The 21,397-nt window shown below is 63.3% G+C and carries 12 protein-coding genes and 1 other RNA gene; 12 read left to right on the plus strand and 1 reads right to left on the minus strand.

The annotated features are described in order from the left end of the window. Window positions 1-50 precede the first annotated feature (50 nt). From M0D43_RS00935 to M0D43_RS00990, 12 genes are all read left to right on the plus strand, one after another. Window positions 51-2,525, plus strand: coding sequence for a methyl-accepting chemotaxis protein (locus M0D43_RS00935; RefSeq protein WP_260807706.1), 2,475 nt, complete (start codon window positions 51-53; stop codon window positions 2,523-2,525). A gap of 465 nt (window positions 2,526-2,990) precedes the next feature. After that, window positions 2,991-5,252 (plus strand): methyl-accepting chemotaxis protein, encoded by a 2,262-nt coding sequence (locus M0D43_RS00940; protein ID WP_260807707.1) that lies wholly within the window; start codon window positions 2,991-2,993, stop codon window positions 5,250-5,252. Window positions 5,253-5,662: 410 nt separating this feature from the next. Beyond that, entirely contained in the window at window positions 5,663-7,924 is a 2,262-nt protein-coding gene (locus M0D43_RS00945) for a methyl-accepting chemotaxis protein (RefSeq protein ID WP_260807709.1), read from the plus strand. A 652-nt stretch (window positions 7,925-8,576) separates the two neighbouring features. Then, window positions 8,577-11,246 carry a methyl-accepting chemotaxis protein gene (locus M0D43_RS00950; protein WP_252163176.1) on the plus strand — a complete coding sequence of 890 codons (2,670 nt, stop codon included), beginning with the start codon at window positions 8,577-8,579 and terminating at the stop codon, window positions 11,244-11,246. Window positions 11,247-11,555: 309 nt separating this feature from the next. Continuing rightward, window positions 11,556-12,341: a flagellar brake protein gene (locus M0D43_RS00955; RefSeq protein ID WP_252163177.1), complete on the plus strand. Its 786-nt coding sequence runs from the start codon at window positions 11,556-11,558 to the stop codon at window positions 12,339-12,341. 135 nt (window positions 12,342-12,476) lie between these two features. Further along, window positions 12,477-12,959, plus strand: coding sequence for a chemotaxis protein CheW (locus tag M0D43_RS00960; protein WP_002806488.1), 483 nt, complete (start codon window positions 12,477-12,479; stop codon window positions 12,957-12,959). Window positions 12,960-13,273: 314 nt separating this feature from the next. After that, a complete protein-coding gene (locus M0D43_RS00965) occupies window positions 13,274-13,657 on the plus strand; it encodes a hypothetical protein (RefSeq protein ID WP_252163178.1) in 384 nt (127 codons plus the stop codon). Window positions 13,658-13,739: 82 nt separating this feature from the next. Beyond that, window positions 13,740-16,121 carry a methyl-accepting chemotaxis protein gene (locus M0D43_RS00970; protein ID WP_252163179.1) on the plus strand — a complete coding sequence of 794 codons (2,382 nt, stop codon included), beginning with the start codon at window positions 13,740-13,742 and terminating at the stop codon, window positions 16,119-16,121. Between the two features lie 248 nt (window positions 16,122-16,369). Next, entirely contained in the window at window positions 16,370-17,236 is an 867-nt protein-coding gene (locus tag M0D43_RS00975) for a CheR family methyltransferase (protein ID WP_260807713.1), read from the plus strand. Next, window positions 17,233-17,829 (plus strand): chemoreceptor glutamine deamidase CheD, encoded by a 597-nt coding sequence (cheD, locus tag M0D43_RS00980; RefSeq protein WP_010365269.1) that lies wholly within the window; start codon window positions 17,233-17,235, stop codon window positions 17,827-17,829. Before M0D43_RS00975 ends, cheD begins: the two co-directional genes overlap by 4 nt. After that, window positions 17,826-18,902: a protein-glutamate methylesterase/protein-glutamine glutaminase gene (locus M0D43_RS00985; protein WP_252163180.1), complete on the plus strand. Its 1,077-nt coding sequence runs from the start codon at window positions 17,826-17,828 to the stop codon at window positions 18,900-18,902. The genes cheD and M0D43_RS00985 overlap by 4 nt, the downstream gene beginning before the upstream one ends. A gap of 6 nt (window positions 18,903-18,908) precedes the next feature. After that, window positions 18,909-21,266, plus strand: a complete 2,358-nt coding sequence (locus tag M0D43_RS00990; RefSeq protein ID WP_260807715.1) for an EAL domain-containing protein — start codon at window positions 18,909-18,911, stop codon at window positions 21,264-21,266. Window positions 21,267-21,269: 3 nt separating this feature from the next. Here the strand turns inward: M0D43_RS00990 and M0D43_RS00995 are convergent. Continuing rightward, window positions 21,270-21,345: non-coding RNA, sX9 sRNA (locus M0D43_RS00995), on the minus strand. Window positions 21,346-21,397: the final 52 nt, after the last annotated feature.

Genomic DNA, 21,397 nt, shown 5'->3' on the forward strand with positions numbered 1-21,397 from the left:
GGCATGTAAGGCCTCAGCCGATAGCCTGCTTATCTCCATGAGAAGTGACGATGACCACCTCACCCACGCCGTTGCCGCAGACCGTTCCAGCTTCGCCACGCCGCTGGACCGGCCGTTGGGATGACCTGGCCATCGCCAGGAAACTCGGCATCATCGGCGTGCTCGCGTTGGCCGGGATGGTGATCCCGGTGCTGCTCTACAGCGGCAAGCTCAACGAAAGCGTCGCCATCAGCAGCAATGAATTGCGCAGCTACGCACCGCTTGGCCAAATGCTGGGCCTGATCACCGACCTGCACGCCGCCCATGTGGATAGCGGAAGCGCCGCCAGTGCGGCGGCACAGCGTGCCGAGCGCGATCTCACCCAACTGCTCGCCACCACGGCCAACTTGCCTGGCTTCGAACGCAGCCAGAAGCAATTGCTGGCCCTGCAGCAGCGCCACGTTGCCGCCGCCGCCGCCGCGGGCTATGCCGCCGTCAGCGAACAGGCCTTCTCCGCGCTCGATGCATTGCGCGACGACAGCCAGCTGGTCTACACCCCGTATATCGAGAGCTACCACCTAGTGGTGTCCACGCTGATCTACAGCCCCGAGACCACCGAATCGCTGACGCGTCTGGACGCCGCCAGCGACCCCTCGCAGGCGGGCGACAGCCGCGCCATGCTGCGCGAGCAACTCGATCAGCTTGCCCGAAACCATGCGCGTTTCCGCCATGAGCTGGACAAGGCGATGGGCCTGCTGGAGCAACCCGACCCTGCCCTGGCCGATGCCGCCGAGACCGAAGCCACCCGGGCAAGCGCCGCACTGGCCGCACTCGGTACCGCGTTGGACGGCAGCGATGCCAAGGCGGACGCACAGTGGAATGGCGCACTCGATGCGCTTGGCCAGGCCATGCGGGAACTCAGCAACGTCTCGCTACACGCGCTGCAGCGACAATCCGAGCGCCACCTGGTCGACGCACGCAACGCGATGTGGCAAGCGATTGCCGGCCTGTCGGTGCTGGCGCTGCTGATCGCCGCGCTGGGCTGGTACACCTTGTCGCGCCTGACCCGTAACGTGCGTCGCGCCGCTGCAGTCGCGGCCAATATCGCGCAGGGCCAGCTGGACGATCACGTCGTCGCAGCCGACCGCGACGAAACCGGACAACTGCTCGACACCATGCGCCGCATGCAGGAACAACTGCAGCGCGTGCTGAGCGCGCAAAGCGACATGGCGCAGCGCCACGATGCCGGCCAGATCAGCTTCCGTATGCAGGCAGACAGTTTCCCCGGTGCCTACGCCACCATGGTGCGCGACACCAATGCGCTGGTCGGCTCGCACATCGCGGTCAAGATGAAGCTCGCGCAGATCATGTCGCGCTACGCCATCGGTGACCTGAGCCAAGACATGGACCGTCTGCCCGGCGAAAAGGCCGTGCTCACTGACACCATGGATACCGTCAAGGCCAACCTGTCGGCGATGAACAGTGAGATCAGCCTGCTCACGCAGGCCGCAGCCAATGGCGATTTCAGCGTGCGTGGCGATGCGCAGCGCTTCCAGTACGAATTCCGCGCGATGGTGGACAGCCTCAACCAGCTGATGGCCACTGCCGACGCGAACCTGCAGTCGCTCTCGACCGTGCTCCAGGCCATTGCCTCAGGCGATCTCACCACCCGCATGCACGGCGATTTCCATGGCGTGTTTGCGCGCATGCGCGACGACGCCAATGCCACCGTGACCCAGCTGGCGGATATTGTCGGGCGCATCCAGCACTCCACCGCTGCCATCAACGACGCCGCCAGCGAAATTGCGACCGGCAATCAGGACCTGTCGCAGCGCACCGAACAGCAAGCGGCCAATCTGGAAGAAACAGCGGCTTCGATGGAAGAACTCACCTCCACCGTGCGCAATAACGCCGAGCATGCGCGCCGCGCAAACCAGTTGGTGGTGGGTGCGGCCACGGTCGCCTCGCAAGGCGGTGCGGTCGTCGGTGAGGTCGTCGGTACCATGGCCGGTATCCAGGCCGCGTCCAAGAAGATCGCCGACATCATCAGCGTCATCGACGGCATCGCCTTCCAGACCAATATCCTGGCCTTGAACGCCGCAGTGGAAGCCGCGCGTGCTGGCGAACAAGGCCGTGGCTTTGCAGTCGTGGCCAGTGAAGTGCGCACGCTGGCGCAGCGCTCGGCCGGTGCGGCGAAAGAGATCAAGCAACTGATCGACGATTCGGTCAGCCGGGTCGAACACGGCAACCAGCTGGTCGGCCAGGCCGGTCGTACCATGCAAGAGATCGTCGATTCGGTGCAGAACGTCACCACCATCATGCGCGAGATCAGCGAGGCCTCGCAGCAGCAGTCGCAAGGCATCGAACAGGTCGGCCAGACCATCGCGCAGATGGATCAGGCCACCCAGCAGAACGCCGCGCTGGTGGAAGAAGCCACTGCGGCCGCCCGTTCGATGGAAGAACAGGCGCAGCAATTGCGCGATGCGGTCTCCGTGTTCCAGCTGCAGGCCAGGCCGGCGCGCAGCGGCCTGGGTCGTGCTGCGTAAGGCAGCTTCGCGGCATGTCTGCATCGGGGCGCTGCGCTCGCGCATGCGTCCCACGTCAGCCAGGTGCCCGTTGCCTGCATCGCTCAAGCAGTTGCGTCCCACCGCACATCACGCGAGCGCACGCGTTTCGTCGAGTTGCGTGAGAAGCAAGTGAAATCACGTACGCCGGAAATCGCCGAGATGCCCGTTTGACAGGCATTTTGAAGCTGTCGTGCACACCAGTCTCACCTCGGTGACGCCTACCCATACGCGTCGGACCTGGCGAGTTCAGCCGCAATGCTTGCTGCCGTTACCAAGTCCAAGCATGCATACCTGCCCTGCAATCGCTGATGTTGCGACCGTTGTGTCGCATGTCTCGATGGATCGGTTCGACGCAGGCCCGCATCGGCACCACCAGCGTAGCCAGTACGCCACCGCGCCGAGCGCATCGCCCCTTTCCTGCCCATCGCTCTTGAGATCCCAACCATGATTGCTCTTCTTCAACGCTACAACGTCGGCAAGCGCCTGACCTTTGCCTTTGGCACGCTGATCCTGCTGTCCTGCGCCCTGGTTGTCGCCGGCCTGTATACACTGGCGCAGGCGCGCCAAAGTCTGGATACGCTGACCAATCGCAACATGGTCATCGTCCAGCATCTGCAGGAAATGAACAACGCGGTGTCGGTCATCGCCGTGCAGCTGCGCAACATCGTGTTGCCGACGCCGGACGAAGAAAATCAACACTTCGTGTCGATCATCGAAGAGCAGCGCCGCATCTACGAGGATGCGCACGACAAGCTCTACACCTTCTCGGCAACGCCGGTGGCCCAGGCGATACGTGACAGGATCGATGCCAGCAACAAGGCCGCCCGCGCGCTCAACCAGCAGGTGATCGACCTGGACCTTGCCGGCAGGACCAACGAAGCGATGCCCTTGCTGTTGCAGCACGCCGCACCTGCCACGCAGGCCTGGCAGGACGCACTGCTGGAATATTCCGCGCTGCAACGCCAGCGCGCCCAGGAAGCCAATGCGCTCGCCACCACGGCGATGACCCGCGGCCGTGCCATGTTGATTGGTGGCGGCTTGGCGGTTGTGCTGATCAGCGGCATGCTCGCATGGCTGATCACCCGTAGCCTGGTGGTTCCGCTGACACGCGCCACCCGCGCTGCCGAAGCCATTGCCCAGGGCAAGTTGGACAACGACGTCAGCACGCAGTCCAACGACGAAACCGGCCGGCTGTTGCACGCCATGGATGGCATGCAGGGCCAGCTGCGTAATCTGATTTCCGCACAGCTGGGCATGGCCAAGCGCCATGAAGAAGGCCAGATCAGCTTCCGCATGGATGCTGGTGCGTTCCCCGGCGATTTCGGCCGCATGGCCCATGACACCAACGAGCTGGTGGCCGCGCACATCAAGGTCAAGATGCAGACCATCCACCTGATCGAGCGTTACGCCATCGGCGACCTGTCCGAAGACATGCCGCAACTGCCTGGCGAAAAAGCCGCCATCACCGCGGCGATGAACCAGGTCAAGCACAACCTGGGTACGATGAACACCGAGATCAAGCAACTGGCGCAGGCCGCGGCCAATGGTGACTTCACCGCCCGCGGCAATGCCGAGCAGTTCCAGTTCGATTTCCGCATCATGGTGGAAAGCCTCAACACCTTGATGGCCACCGCCGATGGCAATCTGCAGTCGCTCTCCAGCCTGTTGCAGTCGATCGCTGCCGGCGACCTCACCGCCCGCATGAGCGGCGAATATCAAGGCGTGTTTGCGCAGATGCGCGACGATGCCAATGCCACCGCCGAACAACTGGCCGGCATCGTCGGCCGCATCCAGATCGCGGCCGATGCGATTGGTCTGGCCTCGGGCGAAATCGCCTCCGGTAACCAGGATCTGTCGCAGCGTACCGAACAGCAGGCCGCCAATCTGGAAGAAACCGCTGCCTCGATGGAAGAGCTCACCTCCACCGTCAAGCAGAACGCCGAACACGCCAGCCAGGCCAACCAGCTCGCCATTGGCGCTGCTGCGGTCGCCTCGCAAGGCGGCGATGTGGTGGCCAAGGTGGTCACCACCATGTCCGATATCCAGGGCTCGTCCAAGAAAATCGCCGAGATCATCAGCGTCATCGACGGCATCGCATTCCAGACCAATATCCTGGCCTTGAACGCCGCGGTGGAAGCAGCGCGTGCCGGCGAACAGGGCCGTGGTTTTGCGGTGGTCGCTTCTGAGGTACGCACGCTGGCACAGCGTTCGGCCGGTGCCGCCAAGGAGATCAAGCACCTGATCGACGACTCGGTCGAGAAGGTCACGCAAGGCGCAACCCTGGTCGATCAGGCAGGCTCCACCATGGCCGAGATCGTCGCCAGCGTGCAGCGCGTCACCAACATCATGGGCGAGATCTCGTCGGCCTCGCAGGAACAGTATGCCGGTATCGAGCAGGTCAACCAGACCGTCACCCAGATGGACGAAACCACTCAGCAGAACGCTGCCTTGGTGGAAGAAGCCACTGCCGCCGCACGCGCGATGGAAGAACAGGCGCAGCAGCTGACCGAAGCGGTAGCAGTCTTCAAGGTGGCTGCGCATGCGCCGGTGGCACGTCAGTTGTCGGCCATTGCCAGCGCACCGGCCAATGCCCGCTTCGCACCGCGCCAGGCGGCACGCGTCACCGCGGCGACCACAGCGCCACGTCGCAGCGCAACCAGCACTGCCACATCGGCCGCAGATCTGGCCGATTGGCAGGAGTTCTGATCGCGTAGGAGTTCTGATCGCGAAGGCCGCAGCGCTACGACAGTCCGTTACACACGGCTGTCGTGGCACTGCCGAACGCTGCGTCAGATGTACTGCCAAGTGAGGCAGCGTGTTCAACATGTGAATCAGAGGACAGCCTCATGATTCCTGCAACCTCGCAAAATCTCCTGAAAACGCAAGTTTCAACGCCTAAAAAGCATAATTTTTCATAGTTCCTGAGCGAGACGGCACTCACCAACACACGCCCGTCACGTGCCTGAGAACGCGCTTTACGAGCTTGCCTAACACGCTCAGTTGACTGCGGATCGCGCCGTTACTTAGTGGGCGTGATGACAAACAGACGCGAGCGCAGCGCGCCTTGCCGGGCTGTCGACGCAACCGCCTCCCACCCTCCTGAGTCGAGCGATCCTATGACCTCTCTTTTACTGCGTTTCAATGTCGGGCCGCGCCTGGCTGCCGCGTTCACCGTGCTGATCCTGCTCTCCGGATTCATCGCCTTTATCGGTTATCGCGGACTGACCTCCGCACGTGCGCTGGTGGATGCACTCGTGCACCAGAACATGACCAAGATCCGCCTCTCCAACGACATGATGAATGCCAATTACGTCATCGCTGCGGAGCTGCGCAATGTCGTGTTGCCGACCAGCAACGAAGACAATCTGAAATTTATCGCATCCATCAAGCAGGCACGCGCGGACTACACCAAAGCGCGCGATGCGCTATATGCCATGCCGTCTGCGCCGCAGGGCCTGGGCATCCGCGCAGAGATCGACAGCCTCACGCCGAAAGTGCGCGAAATGAACAACAAGGTCATCGACCTGGTGATGTCAGGCCATAGTGACCAAGCGTTACCGTTGCTGCTGACCGAGGCCGCGCCCGCACTGCAGAAGTGGCAGGACAAGATCGCCGAGAACATCGTATTGCAGGACAAGCTCGCCGCCGAAGCTGCGGAAGTCGCGCTGCAGTCGATGGATGATTCACGCAAGTTGCTGGTGGGCGGCTCGCTGCTGGTGGTGCTGCTGAGCGGCACCTTGGGCCTGCTGATCACCCGCAGCCTCACCCGGCCGCTGAGCCGTGCGACTCAGGCCGCCGAGGCGATTGCCGAAGGCAAGCTCGATAACGCCGTGCACAGCGATGCCAGCGACGAAACCGGCCGCCTCCTGCAGGCCATGGACAAGATGCAGTCGCAGGTGCGCAACCTGATTACCGCCCAGCTGGACATGGCCAAGCGCCACGATGCCGGCCAGGTGAGTTTCCGCATGGATGCCGGTGCATTCCCCGGCGATTACGGCCGCATGGCAGGCGACACCAACGCGCTGGTCGACAGCCACATCCAGGTCACCGCACGCCTGGCGCAGATCATGGGCCGCTATGCGATCGGCGACCTCAGTGACGACATGGACGCCCTGCCCGGCGAGCAAGCCAAACTCACCGAGACCATGGCGCAGGTCAAACGCAACCTGGCAGCGATGAATCAGCAGATCAAGCAACTGGCGCAGGCCGCTGCTGCTGGCGACTTCAGTGCACGTGGCAATGCAGCGCAGTTCCAGTACGACTTCCGCATCATGGTCGACAGCCTCAACCAGCTGATGGCCACGGCCGACGGCAGCCTGCAAGCGTTGTCGGGCATGTTGCAGGCGATTGCCGCGGGCGATCTGACCGCGCGCATGGACGGTGAGTTCCAGGGCGTGTTCGCACAGATGCGCGACGACGCCAATGCCACCGTCACGCAATTGGCCGGCATTGTCGGGCATATCCAGACCTCGGCGGTGTCGATCAATTCGGCCGCTAGCGAAATTGCTGCTGGCAATAACGACCTGTCGCAACGCACCGAGCAGCAGGCCGCCAACCTTGAAGAAACCGCTGCCTCGATGGAAGAGCTCACCTCCACCGTCAAGCAGAATGCAGAAGGCGCACGCCAGGCCAATCAACTCGCGATCGGTGCGGCCAGCGTGGCCTCGCAAGGTGGCGAGGTGGTCGGCAAGGTCGTCGACACCATGGCCGGCATCCAGGCTTCATCGAAGAAGATTGCCGACATCATCTCCGTCATCGACGGCATCGCCTTCCAGACCAATATTCTGGCCTTGAATGCCGCAGTGGAAGCGGCGCGTGCCGGTGAGCAAGGGCGAGGCTTTGCGGTGGTGGCCAGCGAAGTGCGTACGCTGGCGCAGCGCTCGTCTGCCGCCGCCAAGGAGATCAAGGACCTGATCGGTGACTCGGTACAGCGCGTGACCGACGGTTCGCAGCTGGTGGATGAGGCCGGCCGCACCATGGCCGAGATCGTGTCGTCAGTGCAGCGCGTCACCGACATCATGAGCGAGATTTCCGCTGCCTCGCAGGAACAATCGGCCGGCATCGAACAGGTCAACCTCACCGTCACCCAGATGGATGAAGCCACCCAGCAGAACGCTGCACTGGTAGAAGAAGCCACCGCCGCTGCGCGCGCGATGGAAGAACAAGCGCAGCAACTGACCGAAGCCGTTGCAGTGTTCAAGATCGATGCAAAAGCACCGCTAGCACGCCAGTTGTCCGCGATCGCCGGCGCAGCGGGCAACCAGCGGCCTGCAACACACCGGGCTGCACGTGCTGCATTCGCACCCGCGACAAAGCCCCGCGTGACTGCCAGCGCATCTACCTCGACCGTTGCCGCCGGCGATTGGCAGGAGTTTTAAGTCGCAACGCTGCATATCAATTGGTCGCCAGCAGTCGTTGGCGACCTGCACAGAACCGGCCACTGCTTGCAGTCCAAGCACTCGCCTCATTGGCCGTAACCGTCGTGACCAGGCAGTCGCAGCTGTCGATCCGCGTTTCATGCAACACCGTTGTCAGCAACACAGAACGATTCGAGAGCTTTGATCCGTGCTCCGCAGATCTTATGGGCTGCTTCCCTTGCGAGGGGAAGCGGCCCTTTTTTTGTGCTGCCGCTCTCTAAGCAGCAGTGACAAAAGCGGCAAGCAATGGTCAGCCATGGCGACGTACAGAAGCCGATATGTACGGGTGCGACTCCGAGCGACGGCAGGGGCGCCTGACGGCTGCGTCGTCATGGTGCTGGTTGCGTACGATCACAGCGAGGGAAACGCGGTCAGACATGCATTTGGCCAACCGCACGCAGCCCGTCTCGGCCGCGCAGCACCGGTAATTTCACTTAAAACTTACAATTCGCAAAACAGCGCCGCCGTTATGAAACCGATTTCAACGGCTGAATACTAAGTGTAACGCTCGAAGTTGTGCTGATTTCAACAGAAACAATCAATTTTTCGCACAACTGGCCGCTAAGGACCTCACGCATTCGTAACGCCCTCCCCCGGGCAAGGTCGATTCCTCATGCATTCCTTCAACCGCCTTTCGGTCGGTACGCGGCTCTCCGCATTGCTCACGCTGGTCATCGCCATTTCGCTGGGTCTGTTGGCCCTGACCATCTACCGCCAGTCCGCTGGCGATATCGAATCGCAGGTCAAAGCCGAGCTACGTTCCAGTACTCGACTGATGCAGCAGTCGGTGGCGATGTACGACGTCACCCTCAGCGAAGGCACCCAGCGCCTGGGCAGCGTGTTCGACGACATGCTCCCCGCCGGCGCGCGCGAACTCGATAGCAGCAGTACCGTCACCATCGGCGAGCAGCACACCCCGTCGCTGCGCATCGGCAAGCAGGCGCTGAATCTCAATTTCGACGCAGTGGACCGCTTTGCCAAGGCAACCGGCGGCGTCGCCACGATCTTCGCCCGCACCGGCGATGACTTCGTGCGCATCACCACCTCGCTGCGCAATAAGCAGAGCGAACGCGTCATCGGCACTCTGCTCGATCGCAAGGGCAAGGCTTACGCCGCACTGTCGCAAGGCAAGGCGTTCACCGGCCAGGCGCAGCTGTTCGGCGAGCAGTACATGACCCATTACCAACCGCTGCGCAATGCCGCCGGCGAGGTCATCGGTGCGCTGTTCGTCGGGCGCAACTACACCCAGGGTCTGGCCGCGCTCAAGGCCCAGGTCAGCACCACCAAGCTGGGCCAGGACGGCTATTTCGTCATCGTCGACATGGCGCCAGGCGAGCGCCAGGGCCAGGTCATCGCGGCCCCGCCGGGCACCCCGGCCACGTTGGCGGCGCTGGTTCCGGCCGAACAGCAGGCGCTGTTGCAGGCAGTGCTGGACGGCAAGCAGCCCAGCGCCAACGTGCAGCTGCGCGATGCCAAAGGCGCAAGCCAGGCGTTCGAAGTCACCGCACAGCGCTACGCGCCGTGGCAGTGGGCGGTGATCGGTGCACAGCCGCGCAGTGCCATCGACGGCCCGCTGGATGCACTGATGGGCAGCATGCTGCTGTTCTCGCTGGTGGTGTTGGCGTTGTGCATCGCGGTGGTGTTCATCGCCGCGCGCAAGATGGTCACCCGCCCGTTGCTGGCAGTGGAACGCGTGCTCGGCGACGTGGCTGCCGGCCGCCTGGACAACCCCATCGACATCGATCGGCACGACGAACTCGGCCGCCTGTTGCTCAACGCGCGCACCATGCGCGACGACCTGCGCGCACGCCTGGAACGCGACCACATGATCGCCAGCGAAGCACTGCGCGTGCGTACCGCATTGGACGATGTCAGCACCAATGTGATGATCGCCGACGCCGACCGCCGCATCATTTACGTCAATCGTCCGCTGCAACGCATGCTGTCGGAGATGCAGGAAGTTGTGCGGCACGACCTGCCCAACTTCGATCCCACTGCATTGAGCGATACCCGCATCGACCAATTCCATCGCAATCCCGAGCAGGCGCGCCTGCTGGATCAGCTCAAGAGCACGCACACCGCGCAGATCGAAATCGGCGGCCGCATCGTGCAGGAAGTGGTCAGCCCGGTCGTGGCTGCCACCGGTGAGCGCATGGGCTATGTGGTCGAATGGAGCGACCGTACCCAGGAAGTGCAGGTAGAACAGGAGGTCGCACATGTGGTGGAGGCCGCCGCCGCCGGCGATCTCAGCGAGCGCATCGACCTCCGGGGTAAGCATGGCTTCTTGCTTCTGCTGGCTCAACAGCTCAACGCGCTGCTGGACAACAACGCCGATGGTCTGTCGCGCGTCTCCGCCCTGCTCTCGTCGCTGTCGCAAGGCGATTTGACCGCACGCATGGACGGCGACCTGCAAGGCGTATTCGCCACCATCCGCGATGATGCCAATGCTACAGCTGACCAGCTGGCCGGCATCGTGCGCCGTATCAAGGACTCCTCGCTGACGATCAACTCGGCCGCCACCGAAATCGCCACCGGCAACGGCGACCTGTCGCGTCGCACCGAACAACAGGCGGCCGCGCTGGAAGAAACCGCTGCCTCAATGGAAGAACTCACCGCCACCGTCAAACAGAACGCCGACAACGCAGACCAGGCCAATCGCCTGGTACTGGATGCTGCCGGTGTGGCCGCAAAGGGCGGCGATGTGGTGAACCGCGTGGTGACCACCATGGCCGATATCGACGCCTCTTCGAAGAAGATCGCCGAAATCATCAGCGTCATCGACGGCATCGCGTTCCAGACCAATATCCTGGCCTTGAATGCAGCAGTGGAAGCGGCGCGTGCCGGCGAACAGGGCCGCGGCTTTGCCGTGGTTGCCTCGGAAGTGCGCACGTTGGCACAGCGCTCGGCCGGCGCCGCCAAGGAGATCAAACACCTGATCGAAGACTCGGTGACCCGTATCGGCAACGGCGCTGCACTGGCGTCCGAAGCCGGCAGCACCATGCAGCAAGTGGTGACCTCGGTGCAGCGCGTCACCAACATCATGGGCGAGATCACCAGCGCATCGCGCGAACAGGCCGCGGGTATCACCCAGGTCAACCAGACCGTCACCCAGATGGACGAAACCACCCAGCAGAACGCCGCGCTGGTGGAAGAAGCCACCGCCGCAGCCCGTTCGATGGAAGACCAGGCCGCACAGTTGGTCGATGCGGTGGCGGTGTTCCGCCTGGAGCCGCAGGACCGCCTGAACACCCTGCTGGCCAACGCACGCCACGCCTACAACTGACACGGCAAACAGGACTGCCTGCAGCAACCCCACAAGCATCGAGGGCACGATGCCCTCGCCGCTTGTGGGTCACGCCGTGAACCCGTCCCCGTGGGCATCCATGCCGCCAGACACCGCCCCGACCACTGCTGGTTGCTTGCCGAAACACTGCGCATCGACCGACTCGAGTGGTCATTTCACGCACAGCGTTGAGCGACCTCGACGCAACAGTTTCGTCAGCCACGCTTAAAGATCTGGCTTTCCCGCCGATATCAAGGCGACGCCGGGACAACCCGCCAGGCGCCTTCCCGCTTCTACTGTGCTTGTGCCATGTCCCAAGGCGATACCTCAGAGCTGGACCACGATGCCGATCACCTCGCCGAAGGTGACGATCGCTATCTGCTGCGCAACAAGCGGCAGATCCGCGGATTGCTGCGCCAGCTGATCGACCAACGCGCCATCGTGACCATGCATGTGGCCGGCCGCGACTTGGCCGTGCCTACCGCCGTGCTGGACGTGGACGAAGACGACGACTGCGTGATCCTGGACGGCAGCCATAACGAGGCCTCCAACCGCGCCATCGAAGGCGCCAAATACCTGCTGTGCTACGCCCAACTGGAACGGGTCAACATCCGCTTCCGACTGGAAAAGGCCGAGCGCATCGAGCGCGATATCCACGTCGCTTTCCGCGCCGACCTGCCAGAGGCCATGTACCACCTGCAGCGGCGCGAATCGTACCGGCTGGAAACGCCGATCACCGACTCCCCCGTCTGCACCATTCGCCAGGAAGCCGCACAGGGTGAAGTGCTTAATCTGCAGTTGCGCGTCATCGACATCAGCAGCGGCGGCCTGGCGGTGTCGCTCACCGACGGCATGCCATTGCTTGAGCCGCAACGCACCTATCGCAACTGCATTCTGCAACTGCCCGACACGGCCCCCATCACGCTGCCGCTCACCGTGTGCAGCCAGTACAAGCAGACGCTACCCAACGGCAGCGAAGGCTTCCGGATCGGCATGCAGTTCAGCGAATTGCCGCGCGGCGCCGACGAAACCATCCAGCGCTACATTTTCCGCGTCGACCGCCAGCGCAACGCGCGCAAGAGCGGCGTGTTCTGAACCCTCCCGCACTGCGCGGGGCCGGCACCTAAAGTTGCTGCCCACCCCGCCGATGTTGCTAGGGCATCCCTCATCCGTCTCTGCTGCCGCAGTCCTGCCGCAACCTGACACTTAGCCGCAACGCCCGGAGTTTCCATGAACGACAAAAGCACTGCCACCGGCACCGGTGGTGAATTCCTCAGCTTCGCTTTGGGCGAAGAACACTACGGCGTGGACATCCTGAAAGTGCAGGAAATCCGCGGCTACGATTCGGTCACCCGCCTGCCCGACGCGCCCGACTACATCAAGGGTGTGATCAACCTGCGCGGCACCATCGTGCCGGTGATCGACCTGCGCCTGAAGCTGCGCCTGAAAGAAGCGCGCTACGACGCCTTCACCGTGATGATCGTGCTCAACGTCGAAGACCGCGTCGTCGGCATCGTCGTGGACAGCGTGTCCGACGTGATTCCGCTCAACGACGACCAGATCCGTCCCACGCCCGAGTTCGGCGCTGCGGTCGATACCCGTTTCATCTCGGGGATCGGCACCCAGGACGATCGCATGTTGATCCTGCTGGATATCGAGACCCTGCTGGACAGTACCGAGCTGGGCCAGCAGCTGGTTGAAGAAGCCGCCTGATTCAAGCGACTGGTTTGCCTCGCCTGCGGTCGTCGGCAGAGGTGTGGAGGTGTGCAGGAGCCGTCATGTACCACGTGGACATGGCGCCGCCCCGCACCCACTGCACCACTCCGACGGCCGCAATGCGTTAAGCGAACGCGTCTAAGACTATTGCGTGTCGGGAGTCTCCCCACAAGCGAATCACCACGCTATTGAAGTGAGATGAAAATCACGTTTTTGGGATTCAAGTTGAACGGGGGCTAGCCGATAGCTGAATGGAAGCCCGCGTCCACCCAACGGGTCACCGTTCGACTTTTGATTTCTGGAGAATCCCAATGAAGTTCCTGCTCTCGCTCCTTCCCGTTGCTGCTCTGGTGATTGTTGCTCCCTCGCTGTCGGCCCAGTCGCAGGAAATGATTCCGCCGGAAATGGCGACGCGCTTCGTTGGCAAGGACGGCATGGTGTGCGGCAAGGTCGAAAAGGCCAAGTACGCGCAGAGCTCGGAAGGCGAACCCACCTTCCTGTACATGGGCGGCATGTTCCCGCGCCACACCTTCTCCGCACGTATCGATGGCGTCAACCGCGGCAAGTTCAGCTTCGCCCCGGAATCGCTCGAAGGTAAGGACGTCTGCGTCCTCGGCAAGATCCAGCGCGACAGTTCGCGTGCCGAAATCGAAGTCAGCTCCCCGGCCAGCCTGAAGCTCGCCACCATCAAGTAATCGCATCGCACATCGCCACGCCCATGCGTGGCGATGTGCTGTCTGGATTATGCGGACTGACTTTTACTGGGGAATCGTGTCAATGCAATGGATCAATAATCTGAAATTGATGCCGCGGCTGATGCTGGCGTTCGGCATCGTGCTGCTGATCATGCTGGTACAGGGAATCATCGCGTACTCGGGGCTGGCATCGCTCAACAACGTGACCCGCGACCTGGCCGGCAACACCATGTCCAGCGTGCGCGAAGCCGGCGATCTGCGCGGCATGCTGGGCGAATACCGGAATGCGTCTTATCAAAACCTGGTGCGCGCCAGCGATGCGGTCAAGCAGGAAGCCAAGGTCCGCTCCAAGAAGCTCAATGGCGAGATCGAAGCCACCATCAAGGGCTACCCGCGCCTGATCGAGAGCCCGCAACAGAAGAAGCTGTTCGACGTGTTCGTGGCCGACTGGAAGAAGGCCTCGGCTTCCTACGCCAGCGTCAATGAAATGATCGAACTCAATCTGCCCGACGACGCCGTCGACACCTTCGTCGGCGAAACCCGCACCCTGCACAACAAGGCAAAGGATTCGCTGGCTGCGTTGATCGCCGAAGACAACATGCTCGCGCAGGCTGCCAAGACCAAGGCCGAAAAGGTCCATGCCACCTCGGTCTCGCTGACCGTGATGGTGCTGCTGATCGGCATTGCCGGCGGCCTGGGCCTGGCGTTCCTGTTCGCCCGTTCCATCGTCAAGAGCATGCGCGGCGCGGTCACCACCGCCACCGAGATCGCCGGCGGCAAGCTGGACGGCCAGATCAACGTACAGGGACAGGACGAAGTGGGCGAGTTGATGCGCTCGATGCAGCGCATGCAGCGCGACCTGAAGGAGCGTATCGAACGCGATCAGAGGATTGCCGACGAAAACCTGCGTATCCGTACCGCGCTGGACAAGTCCTCGACCGGCACCTTCATCACCGATCCCGAGCACGTGATGATCTACGCCAACGACGCCTTCAAGAAGATCGTGGCGCAGTACGAAAGCAGCATCCGCCTGGCATCGCCCGAGTTCGATGCGAGCGAGGTCATCGGTCAGCACATCAGTTACCTGGGTCTGTCGGATGCGACCGTGCGCAAAGCCATTGCCGCATTGGAACGCGATGGCGTCACCAGCTTCGAAGAGCGCTTCGGCGAAGTGGTGCTGGCACAGACGGTCACCGCCATCAAGAACGAACAGGGCGAGACCAGCGGCGAAGTCTGCGAATGGCGCGACCGCACCATCGAGGTCCAGGTGGAAGACGAAGTCGCCCGTATCGTGCGTGCCGCTGCCAGCGGCGACATGAGCGGCCGCGTGGAAACCGACGGCAAGCAGGGGTTCTTCCTGCAGTTGGCGCAGCAGCTCAACGGCTTGCTGGATGCCAATGCCGGCAGCCTGGAGCAGATCTCGGCCCTGTTGTCCGCGCTGTCGCGTGGCGACCTGACCGTGCGCATGCATGGCGAGTTCAGCGGCGTGTTCGCGCAGATGCGTGACGATGCCAATGCCACCGCCGAGCAGCTGGCCGACATCGTTGGGCGCATCAAGCTGTCGTCCAGCGCGATCAACTCGGCCGCTGGCGAAATCGCTTCGGGCAACAGCGATCTGTCGCACCGCACCGAGCAGCAGGCCGCCAACCTGGAAGAAACCGCAGCTTCCATGGAAGAGCTCACCTCCACCGTCAAGCAGAACGCCGAAAGCGCCCGTCAGGCCAACCAGCTTGCCATCGGCGCCACCGGCGTGGCCTCGCAAGGCGGTGAAGTGGTGTCGCAGGTGGTCACCACCATGTCCGGCATCGAAGCCTCGTCCAAGAAGATCGCCGACATCATCAGCGTCATCGATGGCATCGCCTTCCAGACCAATATCTTGGCGTTGAATGCAGCGGTGGAAGCGGCACGTGCCGGCGAACAGGGCCGCGGTTTTGCGGTGGTCGCCTCCGAAGTGCGTACGCTGGCACAGCGTTCGGCCGGTGCGGCGAAGGAGATCAAGGGCTTGATCGACGATTCCGTGCACAAGGTTGCCGAAGGCTCGGCACTGGTCCGCAAGGCTGGCGCCACCATGGCCGACATCGTGGCCAGCGTGCAGCGCGTGACCGACATCATGGGCGAGATTTCTGCGGCTTCGCAGGAGCAGTCGTCCGGCATCGAGCAGGTCAACCAGACCATCACCCAGATGGACGAAACCACCCAGCAGAATGCTGCGCTGGTGGAAGAAGCCACCGCCGCCGCCCGCTCGATGGAAGAGCAGGCCGGTCACCTGGCCGAAGCGGTGTCGGTGTTCAAGCTGGACGAATCGGCTGCGCAGGTAACCCAGACCGCACGCGTCCGGCCGATCGCCTCGCGCCCGGTTGCAGTGAAAGGCGCCGCCAAGCCGGTAGCGCGGGCAGCGGCAACCGCGGTGCGGCCTGCCAAATCACAGGCTGCGCTGGCCGACGGTAACTGGCAAGAGTTCTGATTCACCGCTGTCACCCACAACGCCCCGGCACTGCCGGGGCGTTGTGCATCTGGGCACGGCATCTGCATTGATCACCGCGCGCACGCTGCTGCGGACAACCTGATGAGCGGCCATGGCTCTGAGCGGCCAGCGAATGCACCGCCATACCCCATCGCACGGCCTACCGAACCCAACCGCGTGCAATTCATGCATTGGCGCTTCAGTTGCGTGACTACGTGGCCGATATCTAGTTATAGCTCACGACGCGTATGGATATGACGACTACGACCCCCGCTTCAGACACACGCGAATTTGACTTCGGCGACCGCGACTTCAAGCGCGTCTGCGACTTGATCTACCAGCGTGTCGGTATCGCGTTGGCGCCGGCCAAGCGCGACATGGTGTATGGCCGTCTCTCGCGCCGTCTGCGCGTGCTCGGTCTGCGCTCGTTCCGCGATTATCTCGATCAACTCGAGACTGGTAATGACGAAGAAGAATGGCAGGCGTTCACCAACGCGCTGACCACCAACCTGACCTCGTTCTTCCGCGAGCCGCACCACTTCGACAAGCTGCGCGAAGAACTGCAAAAGCGCGCCTCGCAGGCGCCGTTGAAGATCTGGTCATGTGCCGCATCCACAGGTGAGGAGCCCTACTCCATCGCCATTACCGCCTGCGAAGCCTTCGGCACGCTGACCCCGCCGGTGAGCATCGTCGCCACCGACGTCGATACCCAGGTATTGGAAACCGCGTCGCGTGGCGTCTATGCCATCGACCGCGTCGCCTCGCTGGATGCTTCGATCAAGCGCAAATACTTTCAGCGCGGCAGCGGCCCCAACGAAGGCAAGTGCCGGGTCATTCCCGCACTGCGCCAACTCATCGAATACCGCCAGTTGAATCTGCTGGCACCGCGTTACGACGTCGGCGGCCCGTATGCCGCGCTGTTCTGCCGCAACGTGATGATCTATTTCGACAAGCCCACTCAACGCGGCATCCTGTCGCGCCTGGTCAGCCACATGGGCGACGACGGCCTGCTCTATACTGGGCATTCGGAGAATTACCTGCACGCGGCCGATCTGATCCAGCCGTGCGGGCGCACGCTGTATCGGCGCGCACCGCGCGCGGGAGCCTCTGCATGAGTACGGCCGTGCAAGTCGACGACGTCATGCGCTACCGCGATTCGCGCTTCCAGACCATCGCCGCCAAACTGCTGCCCACGCAGTATCTGGTGGTGGACGACGACACCGCGTTGACAACCACCCTGGGATCTTGCGTTGCAGCGTGCCTGCGCGATCCGGTGCTCAAGATCGGCGGCATGAACCACTTCTTGTTGCCAGAAGGCCAGATCGGCGATGGCGCACCCGCGCGTTACGGCAGTTACGCGATGGAGTTGCTGATCAACGACATGCTCAAGCGCGGCGCGCATCGCAAACGCATCGAAGCCAAGGTTTTCGGTGGTGCCAACGTGCTCAAGGGCTTCACCAGCAACCCGGTCGGCACCCGCAACGCCGAGTTCGTCCGCCAGTACCTGCAGGCAGAACACATTCCCATCATTGCTGAAGATCTGTGCGGCATCCATCCGCGCAAGGTGTGGTTCTTCGCAACGACCGGCCGCGTCGTCGTGCAGCGTCTGCCGCATGCACACGAAGCCGAAGTCGCCGCCACCGAATCGGCCGTGCGCGCCCGTCTATCCAAAGCACCGGTCACCGGTGGAGTGGAGTTGTTCGAATGACGCTGGAAACTCCTGTGCGTGTACTGATCGTCGACGATTCGGCGGTCGTGCGTCAGATGCTCACCGAAATCCTCTCGCGCGATGCCGGCATCGAAGTGGTCGGCTCCGCCGCCGACCCGTTGCTGGCGCGCGAAAAGATCAAGCGCCTCAATCCGGACGTCATCACGCTGGATGTGGAAATGCCCCGCATGGACGGATTGGTGTTCCTGGAAAACCTGATGCGCCTGCGCCCTACTCCGGTGGTGATGATTTCATCGCTGACCGAGCGCGGCGCCGACACCACCTTGCAGGCTTTGTCGCTGGGCGCAGTGGACTTCGTGTCCAAGCCCAAGATCGACGTCGCACGCGGGCTGGAAGGTTATGCAGAAGAAATCGTCAGCAAGGTCAAGATGGCCGCCAAAGCCAAGGTCAGCGCACTGCACCGCCCCAGCACACCAAAGGTCACGCTCGATATGCAGTCGGCGCCGGTGCCCGGTAGCGCGCTGCGCTTTCGTACCACCGACCGCCTGATCGCCATCGGTGCGTCCGCCGGCGGCACCGAAGCGCTGCGCGTGGTGCTCGAACACATGCCCGCCGATGCGCCTGCGGTGGTGATGACCCAGCACCTGCCGGCCAGCTTCAGCACTGCATTTGCAGAGCGCCTCAACCGCCATTCCGCCATGTCGGTGCGCGAAGCCACTGATGGCGAAGCGATCCTGCCCGGTCACGCGTATCTGCCGCCGGGCGGCCAGCATCTGCGCATCATCCGCGACGGTGCGCGTTGGCGCTGCCGCATCGACGATGGTCCGCCGGTCAATCGTCACAAGCCGGCGGTGGATGTGCTGTTCCGCTCTGTCGCCGCAAATGCCGGCCCGAATGCGGTCGGTGCCATCCTCACCGGCATGGGCGACGACGGCGCACGCGGGCTGCTGGAAATGCTGCAGGCCGGCGCGCCGACGCTCGTGCAGGACGAAGCCAGCAGCGTGGTCTGGGGCATGCCCGGCGCGGCGTACAAACTCGGCGCGGCGCAGGAAGTGGTGCCGCTGGAGCGCGTGGCCGAGCGCTTGCTCGCATTGTCGGCGCAGGCACGCTGATCCGGCATGGCCGCGCATCCCTCGCATCCGACCGACCCGACGCTTCCGCCGACACAAGCAAGCGCGACAGCCGCTGCTACGGACGCGGCGATCGATCGCACGCCGGGGACGGCTGAGCCGGTGCATGCGAACGCGCCGAGCCACGATCTGGTCAGGCCCGGCCCGGTCACCGCCGGCATGGCCAAGGCCGGCGAACAGCCCGAGCAGCGCCGTTCGCGCCTGCTGGCCGAAGCGCTGGATGGCAGTAGCAGCGCTATTCTCATCTGCGATCTGCAATCGCGCCTGCTGTATGCCAACGACGGCTTCCAGCGCATGTTCGGCTACACCGAAGCCGAGCTTGTCGGTCAGCGTCCATCGGATGTGTTGACCCGCGCGCAGAGCGACCAGGGCGAAGTCGCGCGCGTGCGCGAGCGCGCCGATGCCTTGCAGCAGACCCGTGCCGACTTGCTGGTCTATCGCAAGGACGGCTCGCCGTTGTGGGTCTCGCTCAACTTCAACCCGATCTACGACGCCGACCACACCCCCTCGCATTACGTGGCGGTGCTGACCGACATCACCGACACCAAGATGCACGAGGTGCTACAGCACCGCGTGCTGGAAGCCCTGGTGCAGGAACGCCCGTTGATCGAGGTGATGACGCTGATTTGCACCGAGGTCGAACGCATCGCCCCGGAAGTGTTGGCGGCCGTCATGAGCGCCGACAACCAGGGCCGCCTGCATTCGCTGGCTGCGCCCAGCCTGCCGCCCGAATACGCCGACGCGGTCAACGGCTTGAAAATCGCCCCGGGCGCAGGCGCCTGCGGCACCGCGGCCTGGCGCGGTCGCGCGGTGATGGTGGAAGACATCGCCACCGACCCGTTGTTCGAACCGTATCGCGACACGATGTTGCGGTGCGGCCTGCACGCCTGCTGGAGTACGCCGATCCGCTCCAACAGCGCGCGCGTGCTCGGCACCTTCACGCTGTATTACCGCAAGCCGCAGCGTGCCGATGCCTGGCATGTGCGGCTGACCGATTTGTGCCAGCAACTGTGCACGCTGGCGCTGGAGCGCGAGCAGATCCGCCAGCGCGTGCATCAACTGGCTTTCTACGACACGCTCACCGGCTTGCCGAATCGCATCATGTTCAACGCGCGCGCCGAGCAGGCGCTGACGCATGCCGAATACGCCGGCGAACCAGCAGCGTTGATGTTCATCAACATCGATCGTTTCAAGCTCATCAACGATAGCCAGGGTCATGCCGCGGGTGATGGCCTGTTGCGCGATATCGCCCTGCGCATCAACGACCAACTCACCGCTACGGCGATGCTGGCGCGCCTGTCAGGCGACGAATTCGCACTTGCGCTGCCGCAATGCAGTGCAGAGCAGGCCAGTGCCGCCGCCGAGCGCTTGTTGGTCAGTATCGCCAGCCCGCTGCCGGTCGGCCATATGACCGTGCATTCGTCGGCCAGTATCGGCGTAGCGATGTTTCCCGAGGACGGCCGCGAGATCAATATCCTGTTGCGCCACGCCGATCTGGCGATGAATCGCGCCAAGAAGGAAGGCGGTGGGCGTTTCCGCTTCTTCAGTTCCGACATGAACCGCATGGCGCAGGAACGCGTTGCGCTGGAAGCGGAGCTGCGCCAGGCCATCGGCCGCGACCAACTGCAGCTGCACTACCAGCCGCAGATGCATAGCGCCGCACCGCACGCGCTGTACGGCGTGGAAGCGCTGCTGCGCTGGAATCATCCGCAACTGGGCGCGATTTCGCCCGCGCGGTTTCTGCCTGTCGCCGAAGAGCAAGGCATGATGCCGCAGCTCAACGCCTGGGTCCTGCGGCGGGCCTGCGAGCAGGTGGCCGACTGGCGTCTGCGCGGCGTGCCGGTCACGCGCGTTTCGGTCAATCTGTCGGCCAGCGGCTTCGAAAGCCCGCGCATGCTTCCCGACCTGCTTCGGTTGATCGCCGACACCGGCGTACAAGCCTCCGACCTGACCCTGGAATTGACCGAAAGCGTCATGCTATCCGGCCAGCCGGGCGTGCTGGAAAACCTGCACGCCATCCGCGAAGCCGGCATCTCGCTGTCGCTGGACGATTTCGGCACCGGCTATTCCAGCCTGAGCCATCTGCATCGCCTGCCGATCGACGAACTCAAACTGGACATGAGCTTCGTCCGCGATATCGAACACAGCGAGGACGCCCGCGCGCTCACCACCTCGGTGCTGCGCATCGGCGAGCACCTGCGCAAGCACGTGGTCGCCGAAGGCGTGGAAAACGAAGCACAACGCCTGTTTCTCGCCGACCTGGGCTGCGAAGTCCTACAAGGCTATCTGTTCTCGCGGCCGCTACCGGCCGCAGCGCTGGAAGCGTGGCTGGGCGCGCAGCCTTAAAGCGGCTAACAACACGTAGCGAGCAGCCGTCAGGTGGGCGCGGACGGCGCGCAGGAACCGGAGTGTACGAGTGGTACATGCCGATTCCGAGCACCGGCCACGCCCGCCTGGGGGCTGCGCAGTAGTTTTGT

It is taken from the genome of Xanthomonas prunicola (genome assembly GCF_025266575.1).
In the GTDB taxonomy this organism is placed as follows: Bacteria; Pseudomonadota; Gammaproteobacteria; order Xanthomonadales; family Xanthomonadaceae; genus Xanthomonas; species Xanthomonas prunicola.